Below are 12702 nucleotides of genomic sequence, written 5' to 3' on the forward strand. Positions count from 1 at the left end.
CACCACGTTCCTGGGGAGGGACTTCGTGATTCAACCGGTAGCAGTCATAGGTGCCGGGCCCTTCGGCCTGTCCACCGCCGCCCATCTGCGGGCGCGCGGCATCCCCGTCCGGGTCTTCGGAGACCCCATGGTCAGCTGGCGTGACCACATGCCCGAGGGCATGCTCCTGAAGTCGACGCCCGCCGCCTCCAACCTCGACTGCCCGCAGCGCGGGCACACCCTCGCCGACTACTGCGACGCGGTGGGCACACGCAGGCTGGTGACCGACGAGGACATCATCCCGGTGGAGACGTTCATCGGCTACGGCGAGTGGTTCCAGCAGAAGCTGGTGCCCGAGCTGGAGCGGGTGCGGGTGGTTTCCGTGGACCGCAGCAAGGCAGCCGGGTTCGAACTCGAACTGGACTCGGGTGAGTTGTTCACGGCCCGCGCTGTCGTCGTCGCCACCGGCCTGTCGGGGCTCGCCCACCTCCCCGCGGAGCTCGTGAAAGTGTCGGCGGACGCGCCCACGGGACCGTTCTCGCACAGCTCCCAGCACCACGACCTCACCCGTTTCTCCGGCAAGGAGCTGATCGTCGTCGGCGCCGGGCAGTCCGCGCTGGAGACGGCGGCTCTCGCGGCCGAGGCGGGCGCCCAGGTGCGGGTGGTCTCACGCGGGCGCGGCAAGGTCGCCTTCGGCGCCCCGCCCTGGGACCAGCCCCGGCTGCGCCCTGAGTCCCCGTTCGGGCGGGCCTGGTCGCTGTGGGCGCTCAGCTACTACCCGCACCCCTACCGCTACCTCCCCGCCCGCACCCGTCACTACCTGGTCCGCCGGGTGCTCGGCCCGCTCGGCGCCTGGTGGCTGCGCGACCGCTTCGAGGGCAAGGTCCAAGTCCACGAAGTCGCCGGCGTGACCTGCGCCGACATCTCCGACGGCGCCCCGGTCCTCACCGTCCGCACCCACGACGGCCGCACCGACCGGCTCACCGCCGACCACGTCGTGGCCGCCACCGGCTACCGAGTGGACGTCGCGGCGATGGACTTCCTCGGCCCCGAGCTGCGCACCCGCGTCACGGTCAGCCGCGGCGCCCCGGAACTCGGCGCCGGATACGTCTCCTCCATGCCCGGCCTGTACTTCACCGGCCTGCCCGCGGCAGCGTCGTACGGCCCGGTGATGCGGTTCGTGTGCGGGACGCAGTTCGCCTCGCCGCGCCTGGCCAAGCACCTGGCTGCTACCCACGCATGACAACCGCCCGCCAGGCCGGGCCGGTTCGCCACCCGCCACCCGCTCGGGGGCCGGGCCGCCACCCGACCCCGAGGTCGCGCCACCACCACCCTCCCCCGGGGGCCGGGCGCCTCAACAGGTCCCGCCTCGCGTCCATTTCGGCGTCGTCGCAGTCCCCGTCGAACCAGAGTCCGAGCCGCCGGACCTCCTTGGTGCACAGCGCGCCGCCGACCGGGTCCTCGGGACAGTTGCCGAGCGTCTCGAAGCCGTCCAGGAGTCAACACGCCTAGTTCCAGCGCGCCTCGCCCGGGTCCGCCAGGTCCCTTTCGGCCTCGTACTGGCTCTCCGTGTCGCAGCCGGTCGCCACCTACGGTCTGCGATCGTCGTCATCGTCAACACGCTCAGGAACGGAACGACAGCGCCTAGGTCCCCGGCCTCGGATCCCGCGGGAACCGCTCCAGCACCCCGGTCGCCGCCGCCGGCAGATGCGCCCGGAACTCTCCTGACCGCTCCGTCACCACGGTCGCCCTCGTCCGATCGTTGCGATCAACCCACCGCCAACGTAACGCGCCCCACTGACAACGCCCCATCACGGAGAGAGCGGGCGCCGCTTGAGGCCAAAACACACAATGAGTCTCAGGGGCGTGCTGTCCGTATTCTCTGATCATGGTCCCACCCTCCCCGTACTCACTGATCGCCACCGACCTGGACGGCACGCTGCTGCGCGCCGACGACACCCTGTCGGAACGGTCACTTGCCGCACTCGCGCGGGCCGGCCGGGCAGGCGCCCGGCACCTCGTGGTGACCGGGCGCCCCGCGCCGAGAGTGCGCCCCCTCCTGGACGACCTCGGCTGCACGGGACTCGCGGTCTGCGGCCAGGGCGCGCAGGTCTACGACGCCGGCGCGGCTCGGATGCTGTGGTCGGTCACTCTGGACCGGGAGCTGGCGGAGACCGCCCTCGGCAAGATCGAGGCCGAGGTCGGGCAGGTCTACGCGGCGGTCGACCAGGACGGCGTGGACGGGCTCACGCTCATCGAGCCGGGCTATCTGATGCCCCATCCCACGCTGCCCGCGTTGCGCGTCGACCGGCGCGACGATCTGTGGTGCGCGCCCATCAGCAAGGTGCTGCTGCGCCACCACACCCTGACTGACGACGAGCTGGCGGCGACCGCCCGCTCGGTGGTGGGGTCGCTGGCGACGGTCACCATGTCGGGACCGGGGACCGTCGAGCTCCAGCCGTGCGGGGTGACCAAGGCGACCGGGCTCGCGCTGGCCGCCGGCCACCTGGGGCTGAGTCCCGAACAAGCCGTCGCCTTCGGGGACATGCCCAACGACATCCCCATGTTCGACTGGGCGTCCCACGGGGTGGCGATGGCCAACGCCCATCCCGAACTCAAGACGGTGGCCGACGAGATCACCTTGTCGAACGAGGACGACGGCATCGCCGTCGTCCTCGAAAGACTCTTCCGCTGACGGCGCCGGTCAGTACGCGCCGTGCACGTTGTCGATCGAGCCGTACCGCGCGGCGGCGTAGTTGCAGGCGGCGGTGATGTTCGCGACCGGGTCGTAGATGTCGAAGGACGTGCCGGCCACGTGGTAGGTGCTGAACGTCGGGGCGATCACCTGGAGCAGGCCCTTGGACGGGATGCCGGCGGCCGCGTTGGAGTCCCACAGGTTGATTGCCTGCGGGTTGCCGGACGACTCGCGGATCACGTTGCGGTAGATGCCGTTGTAGCTGCCCGGGATGTTCTTCTCGGCCATGATCGCGAGCGACTCGCGGATCCAGCCGTCGAGGTTGTTCGGGTACCCGGCGGTCGTCGTCGCGGCCGTCGTGGGGGTGGAGGTGGCGGCGGAGGCGGTGGTCGCCCCGATGAGCGGGAGGGCGAGAACGGCGGCGCCGGTGCCGGCGACGGCGAGCGTGCGGGCGATGCGGTTACGGCGGGGACGGCGGTGCTGAGCGGCAGCAGGCATGGCAAAGTTCCTCTCCGTCGCCTACGAGGTGAGCTGTCGGGTTCGGGCCCGGGGAGTGCCCGGCCGCGCCGCCCGAAGGCGAGGCGACTTCACCCCTAGCCGTTCCGGTACGACGTCCGTCACTGACGTCGGTCGCCCGGTCCGGCGACTTACCTGGTTCCCCCGCTCCTGCCGTGCGAATGGACTTGTCGATGGGTCAAGACGGGCGGCGGCAGGATTCGGCGTCCGCCCGGCGAGCGGGAACGTATGCGAGAGCACATGTCCGGAACAAGTGCCGGATTCACACAACGCACCGATTGACCTTGATCTGAGTCGTATGGGGCGCTTGATCCTTTGCGGCTGCCAAGCCTCAACTCGCCCACAGGAAACGGAAAGGGAGCCGCACTTGCCGTCATTGCGGCAGCCCTGCCCACGTGACCTACTTCACGGAACGGCAATTACGGCAAATAGGACATGAGGGGATTTGTGAAATCCGTCTTTCCGGGCATCAGTGGAAAAGCGTATCGTCGTCATTCGTGCGGATTGCCCCGATTGGGATGGGTGAAGCGGTGCGCACCACGGGCGATTTCGAAGATTGCCCGAATTGTCTTGTTCGGCGAAATTCCGGCTTGATGAGGGCGAACCGATGGGCTCGACCGGCAGTGGGCGGCCGGCCGCGGGTTCTGCTCATCCGGTTCATCTGGTCGTGTACGTCTCCGGCGCCCCCCGTGAACTCCGTACGGTCCGGGTATGCGCGCGTGCCGCTGATCGAGCGCGGCCGGGAGGCTGACGCCCGACGGCTCCGCCCGCTTGGGTGCCTCGAACCGCTCGGGTGCCTCCAAGGCGATCGGCTGGCCCAAGGTCCCGGAGCGCGCCGGAAGTTCGAGTGTGCTCTGCCGGTCGGCGTACGTGATTCCGGTCACCTTGGGGGAGGGGTCGGCGGGCTCGCCGAACAGGCGGCGGGCGGGGTGGCTGTCCGCGCGCTCATGTCCATCGCGAGGGCGGAACCTCCGCCGCACAACGCGTCGTTGTCATAGCGGCCGTCCGTGGAGCGGGCCACGGCGACCGCCTTGAGCGGCTCGGGCGCGAGGGCCGTCATTCGGAGGGAGATGCAGCCGCCCCAGGAGGTGCCGACCATGCCGACGTTCCCGTTGCGCCGGAGCCGCGCCGTCGGCCGCTCGACGGTCGCGGGCCTGTCCGCCGGCCGGGGACGTGACCGTGGCCCGTGGAGCAGTGGGTGGCGCCGGTGGCCTCGTGGGGTTGTCCGGTCGGTGAGCGGGTGGGGCGGCGTCTGGCCGGTGAGCCGATGGGGGAGGTGTTCGAGCGGCGCGCGTGGGCGGGCTCGGCCGTTCTTGGGTGCCTCGCGCGCGTGGGCGGGCTCATCCGTCCTCGGGTGCCACGCGCGCGTGGGGGGCGACGTCCGGACGGCGAAGGGATGCGGAGGTCCTCGTGTGTGGTCTCGTAGGGCATGGATGTACGGGTACGGTCGGCGCGATGTGCCCCCGTCGGCTTTGGCGGGCGGCGGACGGGGTACCTCCGGGCAGGTGACGTCAGCCGGGGAAGAGGTGACCGTTCGTGGTCGGCGGTCTGCCGGACGGTCCGGTGTCGGACCCGGTGACGGCGCTGGTCCGGGCCGCGGTTCACCCTCCGGTCCAGGACACGGCTTACGCCTCGGTTCGGGACAACTGTCGGTACTTCCTGTTAAGTCAGTGGATGTCAGGTCGTATCGGCTGATCAAAAACATACCGGTCGTGATCCGATAGTGCCCGGGGTGTAACGGTGGGCGCTATCGGTGATCGAAACCTGACCGGATACGCTGACTTGAGTGATGGCAGCGACCTATCGACAAACCGTGTAACCGCCAGTGGACACCAGCAGACAGGAGACCCCTCGTGACCGTCGGGCCGTTCGGGCTGAGCGTGCGGGACCAGGCTCTGGAAGCCGATGTCCAGGCCGGATTGACGGCTGTCGAGGAGGGCTTGCTAGAAGCCACCAAAAGTGAGGTCCCGTTCATCACGGAAGCCGCGCAGCACCTCGTGCGGGCCGGCGGGAAGCGGTTCCGGCCGCTGCTGGTGATGCTGGCCGCGCAGTTCGGTGACCCGTACGCGCCGGGCGTCGTGCCGTCGGCCGTGGTCGTCGAGCTGACCCACCTCGCGACGCTGTACCACGACGACGTCATGGACGAGGCCGCCGTGCGGCGCGGTGTCGACAGCGCCAACACTCGCTGGGGCAACTCGGTCGCCGTCCTCACCGGTGACTTCCTGTTCGCCCGCGCCTCCCAGATCCTCGCCGACCTCGGACCCGAGGCGGTGCGGGTCCAGGCCCTCGCGTTCGAACGGCTGGTGACGGGCCAGATCCTGGAGACGGCCGGGCCGTCGGACGGGCGTGACCCGGTCGACCACTACCTCGACGTGCTCGGCGGCAAGACCGGCTCGCTGGTGGCGGTCTCCTGCCGCTTCGGCGCGATGATGTCCGGCGCCGACGAGACGGTCGTGGACGTCCTCACCCAGTACGGCGAACGCCTCGGTGTCGCGTTCCAGCTCGCAGACGACGTCCTGGACATCGCCTCCGACTCCCACGAGTCCGGGAAGGTCCCGGGGACCGACCTCCGCGAGGGCATCCCCACGCTTCCGGTGCTACAGCTGCGGGAGCGGGCGGCGCGGCTGGGGCTGGCCGAGGACATCGCACTGTGCGAGCTGCTGGACTCCGACCTCACGGACGACGCGCGGCACGCGGAGGCCCTGACGGCCCTGCGGGCGCATCCGGCGCTGGAGCAGGCGCGTCGGGACACGGTCCGCTACGCGGAGGAAGCCCGGGCCGCGCTGGCCCCGCTGTCCGAATGCGGCGCGAAGGTGGCGCTTCTGGAGCTGTGCGACGCGGTGGTGCACCGGGCCAGATAGTTCCCAGGCCCGAATCTCCCGGAAGCCGAAGGCGACGGGCAGCCCGCGCGGCGCCAAGGTCACCTCACCCGAGGCGCGAACTATTTGTGGCGCACGTCACACAACTGGACTGAGTCCACTGTGCGACCCGCTCCGTACTCCTCCCGGGAAAGTCGACGCAAGAGGCGTCGGATCGCACAGGGGGATAAAACGGACTCATGGGCATCAACGCAAAGCGTCGCAAGAGCCTCGTCGCAGCGGCCATCACCGTGACCGCTCTCAGCGGTGCCGCCGTCCCGGCAGCCGCCGCCACCAGCCCAAGCCCCAGCTCTACCGACTCCGTCGTCCTCGTCGCCAGTCTGCGCGGTGCCAACGAGGTGCCCGTCGCCGGTGGGGCCGCCGTCGGGGACAAGGACGGCACCGCTCTGGAATTCATCCAGGTCAAGGGGGACCAGGTGACCGTCGCCCTGACTTGGCGTGGCACCGGCAGGCCCACCGATCTGCAGATCAACCAGGGCGCCAAGGGCGCCAACGGAGGAATGAAGATCGACTTCGGGAACCTGCTGAGGACGGCCAAGGGCAACAGCGTCACCGGCAGCGTCAAGGTCACCGACAAGGCCCTGCTCAAGCAGCTCACCACCGACCCCGGCGCCTTCTACGCCAACCTGCGCACCGCCGAGTTCCCCGGCGGCGCCGTCCGCGGCCAGCTGCACGCCGTCACCACCGTCTCCGACCTCAAGAACGGCGACCTGAAGAACGGCGGCTTCCAGGCCTCCGTCGTCACCGGCAAGCAGATCTACGAGTGCAAGCCCGCCACCGGCGGCGGCTATGCCTTCGCCCAGCGTGATGTCAGCGCCAAGCTCGACTTCGGCATCCGGCACTCCTACGTCGCACCCAACTCCGGCACCCCCCAGTGGGTCGCACCCGACGGCAGCGCGGTCACCGGAACCGTCCTGACCAAGACGGCGAACGGTGACGGCAACATTCCCGAGCTCGACCTCAAGGCCACGCAATCGGGCAAGAAGCACGGACTGCTCGCCCACACCGGCGAGGTCCTGCGCCTGAACACCGTCGGCGGCGTCGCCCCGGCCGGCTCCTGCACCCCGGGCGCCGTCGTCGGCGTCCCCTACCAGGCCGACTACGTGTTCGTGCAGCTCCACTGAGTGAACAGAGCAAGTGACAGTAGGTGACAGGAGGCGCCTCCGCCGCAACGACCCCTACGGGTCGGTGGAGGCGCCTCCACCCTTGTGTCATACCGCAGGCGTACGCGGAGTTGGCTCCCGGGTCTGACGCTTCTGAGGCTCCCATTTGGTGAGATGGAAACCACGGAAATCACCACCACTCACCGATTCGGGTGAGAATGGCGGCTCAGGGTGGGACACGTGCGAGCACAGCCGCCGCCGACGACGGAGGTAAGGCACACATGGCACCGTACGAAAACGACGACAGCACGGGGGTCGCGCAGGCCGACGACGAGCTGCGCGCCCAGCGGCGGCGCAAGGCCGCACGGTACGTCGTCCCGGTCACGGTGATCGGCGTGGCCGCGGCCACGATCGGGCTGGTCCCGGCGCTCGCCAACTCCGGCGACCCGAACCTGCCGAAGATCACCGCGCAGGAACTCATCAACAAGATCGCCAAGTCGGACGTGCAGCAGCTGTCCGGCACGGTGAAGATCAGCACCGACCTCGGGCTGCCCGACCTCGGTGGCCTGCAGAGCAGCCTGATGTCCGGCGCGACCCAGGGCGGCGGCGGCTCGTCCGCCGACCCGTCGACCAAGCTCACCGAGCTGGCCTCCGGCACGCACACGCTGCGCGTGGCCGCCGACGGGCCCGAGAAGCAGAAGGTGTCGCTGCTGGAGAGCGGCGCCGAGTACAGCCTCATCCACAACGGCACGAACGTGTGGGGCTACGACAGCAAGTCCAACGAGGTCTACCACTCCACCGCCGCCGACTCCGGCAAGGCCGGGCAGCAGGAAACCCCGGCCACGCCCAAGGACTTCGCCGACGAGGTCCTCAAGTCGGTCGACGACACCACGTCGGTGACGGTCGACGGCACCGCCCAGGTCGCCGGCCGCGACGCCTACCGGCTCGTCATCAAGCCCAAGCAGTCCGGTACGACGGTCGGCGCGATCAGCATCGCGGTGGACGCCAAGACCGGCACGCCGCTGAAGTTCACGCTCACCCCGTCGAGCGGCGGCGCGGCTGTGATCGACGCCGGCTACACCCAGGTCAGCTTCGCGAAGCCGGCCGCCTCGACCTTCGACTTCACCCCGCCCAAGGGCGCCAAGGTCACCGAGGGGGACAGCCTCGACAAGGCGAACAAGACAGACAAGGGCGACAAGGGCGACAAAGTAACCAAGACGCCCGGCCAGGGCACTCCCGGGGAGCTCGGCAAGAACGGCTTCGACGTCCTCGGTAAGGGCTGGAACTCCATAGCCGTCCTCGACACCGGCAGCAAGGGCGGGCTGCCCACCGGCTCCGCCTCCGGCGGCGGTGACGTGAGCGGCTTCCTCGGCTCGCTCGGTGACCCGGTCTCCGGCAAGTTCGGCAAGGGCACGGTCTTCTCCACCCGGCTGATCAACGCCCTGATGACGGACAACGGCAAGGTGTACGTCGGCGCGGTGGACAAGGCGGCGCTGGTGAAGGCGGCGAACGCGGGGTAACAAGGGCGGGACAGGGTACCGAAGTGCCCTGTCCCGCACGACGAATCGAGGAAGCCGATGGACCAACCGTCCGCCACGGAGCGGGAGTCGGAGAGCCCGGGGAAGGACGACCCGGCACGCGCGAGCGTCATCGACACCCGCGGCCTCACCAAGCGCTACGGCGGACAGCTCGCCGTGGACGGTCTCGACCTGACCGTCCCGGTGGGCAGCGTCTTCGGCTTCCTCGGTCCGAACGGCTCCGGCAAGACCACCACCATCCGCATGCTGATGGGCCTGATCACACCCACCTCGGGCACGGCCCGCGTCCTGGGCCGCCCGATGCCGCGCGCCTCCCGCGCCGTACTGCCCCAGGTCGGCGCCCTCATCGAGGGCCCGGCGCTGTACGGCTTCCTCTCCGGCCGCGACAACCTGCTGCGGTACGACGCCGCCGACCCCACCGCCGACCCGCGCACCCGGCGTACCCGCGTCGAGACCGCGCTGGACCGGGTGGGCCTGAGGGCCGCCGCCGAGAAGAAGGCGAAGGCCTACTCCCTGGGCATGAAACAGCGCCTGGGGCTGGCCGCCGCACTGCTGCAGCCCCGCAAGCTGCTGGTCCTGGACGAGCCGACCAACGGCCTCGACCCGCAGGGCATGCGGGAGATCCGCTCCCTGGTGCGGGAACTCGCCGGGGACGGCACGACCGTCTTCCTTTCCTCTCACCTCCTGGACGAGATCGAGCAGGTCTGCACCCACGCGGCCGTGATGACGCAGGGCCGGCTGATCACCCAGGGCGCGGTGGCCGACCTGGCGGCCGGGGCGCGCGGCCGGCTCGTGGTGACCACCCCGGACACCGGCGAGGCGGCCCGGATCCTCAAGGAACAGGGCGTCTCGGACGTCGCCACCGCCGAGGACCGGGTGACCGGCGAGCCGCCAGAGCGCGACCTCGCCGAGGTCAACGCGGCGCTCGTCGCGGCGGGCGTGCGCGTGCGCGGCTTCACCCTCGAGCGTGCCTCGCTGGAGGACGCCTTCGTGGCCCTGACCGGGGAGGGCTTCGATGTCGCAGGCTGACGTGACGGTCGCGGAGGGAACCGCCGTACGGCCGAACCCGCTGTGGACCCTCGGTCTGCTCCGCAGCGAGCTGGGCGTCACCCTGCGGCGCTGGCGCACCCTCGCGCTGCTCGGCGTACTGGCGGCGGTTCCGGTCCTGGTCGGGGTCGCCGTCAAGATCGAGACGCGCGGCGGCAGCCAGGCCGGCGGGGGCGGTGGCGGTGGCGAAGGCCCGGCGTTCATCGCGCAGATCACCAACAACGGACTGTTCCTGGTGTTCACGGCACTGGCGGCGACCCTCCCGTTCTTTCTGCCGCTGGCCGTCGGAGTGGTGGCCGGGGACGCGATCGCGGGCGAGGCCAACGCGGGCACCCTGCGCTATCTGCTGGTCGCCCCGGCGGGCCGCACCCGGCTGCTGCTCACCAAGTACGCGACGACGATGGCCTTCTGCCTTCTGGCCACCCTGGTGGTGGCCGCCTCCGCCCTCGCCGTCGGCGCGATCCTCTTCCCGCTCGGCGACCTGACCACGATCTCCGGCACCCAGATCTCGTTCACCGAGGGCCTCGGCCGCGCCCTGCTGATCGCCCTGATGGTGGCGGCCTCCCTGACCGGCATAGCCGCGCTGGGCCTGTTCGTGTCCACGCTGACCAACAGTGGCATCGCGGCGATGGCGACCACCGTGGGCCTGCTGATCACCATCCAGATCCTCGACCAGATCCCCCAGCTGCACGCGCTCCAGCCGTACTTCTTCCCCCACTACTGGCTGTCCTTCGCCGACCTGGTGCGCGACCCCGTCTACTGGGACGACATGGTCAGAAACCTGGAGCTGCAGGCCCTGTACGTGGCGGTGTTCGGGTCGGCGGCCTGGGCGCGGTTCACGACGAAGGACATCACGGCGTAGCGGCGGCGGAAGCCTCACCCACCGCGAAGCGGGCCAGGGACGCCTCCCCCGGCGAATAACTCCTTGGCCCGCGCCAGCGCCGCCGTGTCCTTGAGGACATCACCTCGCGCGCTGCCGTTGCCGAGCAGTACCCCGCCGATGGGGGCACCGCCCACGCCCTTAATGCAGTGGGGGAGCACGCCCATGCAGGCGGCCGAGTTGTGGAGCAGGCCGGCGTACGGATCCGCGACGGACGGCTCGTGGTCCGCCGGCACGGCCACCCCCCACAGGGTGCGCCCCGGCAGGGTCGCCCTGAAGTCGAGTCCGGGGGCGCGCAGCCAGCCCGACCAGTAGTCCAGGTAGCGCTTGGTGAGGCCGGACACCGAGTACCAGTACACCGGCGAGGCGATCACGATGGTCGGTTGCCGCGAGTGTGGCGTCGAGCAGCAGGCCGGCGTTGGTATGCGAGGGCGCCCGCACATGGTCGGCGTCGCGTCGCAGGTCCACGAAGTCCGGCAGCGGATGGTCGGCCAGGCTGATCCACCGCTGTTCGACGCCGTCGGGCAGTTGTTCGGCGGCTCGGCGGGCAAGGAGTTCGGTGTGGCCGTCGGAGCGGGCACTGCCCAGTACGAACAGGAAACGGCGAGTCACGAGATCCCCCAGGTGAGCGGCGTGCGACAAATAAGGGTGTGTGCATCACATGTACACACATTGAATCTCGCCAGGGGTGCCGCCGCCGGACCGGGCCGGGTGGCCCCTTCCTGATGCGAGGCTGTGACGTCGTGGTGACGCGTGGGCGGAGGGGAGCGGTCAGACTTGACCGTACGCACGGGTACGACCGGACGGTGACGCCGGGGGAATGAGGGCCGATGTCCCGACTCAGCCGCGAGACGAAGCGGGAAGCTCAGCAGACCGGCGGGGCGGCGGAACCGGTCGAGGTCCGCGTGACGGGAGGCGCCGCGACCGTGGACGGCGTACCACTGTTCCCGGCGCCCGGTGAGGAGCCCCAGCAGGCGGTCCTCAACCACCTCCAGCGCCTCGCCCACGCCACCGGCCGTCCCGCCCTCGCCACCATCCACGACAGCCGCATCGGCTATGTCGTCCGCCTCCAGGTGAACCTGGACGGCTCCAGCAGCTTCACCGGCGATCCGGTACGGATGACCGCGCCCGCGGCGCCGAACGCGCCCACACCCCCTGTCCCGGCGGACCAGCCCCGCCAGGGCAGGCCGGCACACCTCCTGCGCGCCGTCGACGAGCAGTCCGTCGCGGAGGTGGCGGTCACGCACACGGCGGTCACGGAAGCGCCACCCACCTTCTCGCTGCGGGCGGTCCCGGAACCGCCGGCAACGGCACCGCCGGTGCCGGGTACGGTCCAGCCGCCGACCGGGGTGTTCGGTCCGCCGCCCGTCATGGACGGGACCCCGGCCCCCGCCGTCGTACCCGCTCAGGCCGTCACCGGGCCTCAGCGGGCGTCCCGGACCGATCCGCGCGCCGAACCCCTCATAGAACCCCTCGTGGGAACCGAATCCGCCCGCGCCCTGGACGCCGATCTCAGGCACAGCCGCGCCCGCGGTTTCGACGCGGTCGCCGAGGAGGTGCTCGGGGACGAGCCCGTGACCGTGACGGCGGAGGGGGCCGCGCTGCTCACCGAGCCCGTGTCGCGGATCAACGAGGCCGTCCGGACGGGCCGTATCGAAGTGGCGGCCGAACTCGCGGAGCGCACCGTCACCGAGGCCTCCGCGACCCTCGGCGAAGGTCACCCCGAGGTGCTGCATCTGCGCGAGCTGACCGCCTACATCGCCTACCTGGGGGGCGACCCGCTGCGCGCCTTCCACCTCTCCCTCGACCTGGCCCGGCGGCGCCGGCAGGCACGGGACGGCGAGGGGGCGTACGGGAACGTGCGGAGCGCGGCCACCGCCTGGCGCGCGGTGCGCGACCCGGAACACGGGCTGCGCCTCGGCCGCGACCTGATCGACCTGTGGGCGCAGCTCACCACCGAGGACGGCCCGGCCGCCGACGACCCGGAGGAACTCGAGTCCGCCCGCGCCCGCATGGGCCGCCTCACCGAACGCGCCCGCCGCGCGGCCGAGAACGTCTGAGGGTC

At 70.7% G+C, this 12702-nt stretch carries 10 protein-coding genes, 1 pseudogene and 1 riboswitch; of the genes and pseudogenes, 8 read left to right on the forward strand and 3 right to left on the reverse strand.

Features of this window, described 5'->3' with window-relative positions:
• Positions 1-25: 25 nt before the first annotated feature.
• Positions 26-1222: an FAD-dependent oxidoreductase gene (locus ABZ396_RS19835; protein ID WP_358919055.1), complete on the forward strand. Its 1197-nt coding sequence runs from the start codon at positions 26-28 to the stop codon at positions 1220-1222.
• A gap of 645 nt (positions 1223-1867) precedes the next feature.
• Complete coding sequence (locus ABZ396_RS19840) at positions 1868-2674, forward strand: HAD family hydrolase (RefSeq protein WP_358919057.1); 807 nt, start codon at positions 1868-1870, stop codon at positions 2672-2674.
• 9 nt (positions 2675-2683) lie between these two features.
• Here the strand turns inward: ABZ396_RS19840 and ABZ396_RS19845 are convergent, their stop codons facing one another.
• Both ABZ396_RS19845 and ABZ396_RS19850 read right to left on the reverse strand, forming a co-directional pair.
• Positions 2684-3172, reverse strand: coding sequence for a transglycosylase SLT domain-containing protein (locus ABZ396_RS19845; protein ID WP_358919059.1), 489 nt, complete (start codon positions 3170-3172; stop codon positions 2684-2686).
• A 3-nt stretch (positions 3173-3175) separates the two neighbouring features.
• Positions 3176-3373: riboswitch (cyclic di-AMP (ydaO/yuaA leader) on the reverse strand.
• Positions 3374-4070: 697 nt separating this feature from the next.
• Positions 4071-4895: a CocE/NonD family hydrolase gene (locus tag ABZ396_RS19850; RefSeq protein ID WP_358919061.1), complete on the reverse strand. Its 825-nt coding sequence runs from the start codon at positions 4893-4895 to the stop codon at positions 4071-4073.
• Between the two features lie 148 nt (positions 4896-5043).
• Here ABZ396_RS19850 and ABZ396_RS19855 point away from each other — a divergent pair, with 148 nt between their 5' ends.
• From ABZ396_RS19855 to ABZ396_RS19875, 5 genes are all read left to right on the forward strand, one after another.
• Entirely contained in the window at positions 5044-6051 is a 1008-nt protein-coding gene (locus ABZ396_RS19855) for a polyprenyl synthetase family protein (protein WP_358919062.1), read from the forward strand.
• Between the two features lie 197 nt (positions 6052-6248).
• The gene (locus ABZ396_RS19860; RefSeq protein ID WP_358919064.1) at positions 6249-7193 is read left to right on the forward strand and encodes a CHRD domain-containing protein; all 945 of its coding nucleotides are present in this window, start codon (positions 6249-6251) and stop codon (positions 7191-7193) included.
• A gap of 260 nt (positions 7194-7453) precedes the next feature.
• On the forward strand, positions 7454-8692 hold the full coding sequence (locus ABZ396_RS19865) for a DUF2092 domain-containing protein (RefSeq protein ID WP_358919065.1): 1239 nt from the start codon (positions 7454-7456) through the stop codon (positions 8690-8692).
• A gap of 57 nt (positions 8693-8749) precedes the next feature.
• Positions 8750-9739, forward strand: a complete 990-nt coding sequence (locus ABZ396_RS19870) for an ABC transporter ATP-binding protein (RefSeq protein ID WP_358919067.1) — start codon at positions 8750-8752, stop codon at positions 9737-9739.
• Positions 9726-10619 (forward strand): ABC transporter permease, encoded by an 894-nt coding sequence (locus ABZ396_RS19875; RefSeq protein WP_358919069.1) that lies wholly within the window; start codon positions 9726-9728, stop codon positions 10617-10619. Before ABZ396_RS19870 ends, ABZ396_RS19875 begins: the two co-directional genes overlap by 14 nt.
• Here the strand turns inward: ABZ396_RS19875 and ABZ396_RS19880 are convergent.
• Positions 10609-11249 (reverse strand): annotated as a pseudogene (locus ABZ396_RS19880) (NAD(P)H-dependent oxidoreductase). The gene ABZ396_RS19875 and the pseudogene ABZ396_RS19880 overlap by 11 nt on opposite strands.
• Positions 11250-11467: 218 nt before the next feature.
• Between ABZ396_RS19880 and ABZ396_RS19885 the strand changes: the two are divergent.
• Positions 11468-12697 (forward strand): tetratricopeptide repeat protein, encoded by a 1230-nt coding sequence (locus tag ABZ396_RS19885; protein ID WP_358919071.1) that lies wholly within the window; start codon positions 11468-11470, stop codon positions 12695-12697.
• The last annotated feature ends 5 nt before the right edge of the window (positions 12698-12702 follow it).

Origin of the sequence: Streptomyces sp. NPDC005866, from assembly GCF_040629895.1 — a bacterium.
Classification (GTDB): Bacteria; Actinomycetota; Actinomycetes; order Streptomycetales; family Streptomycetaceae; genus Streptomyces.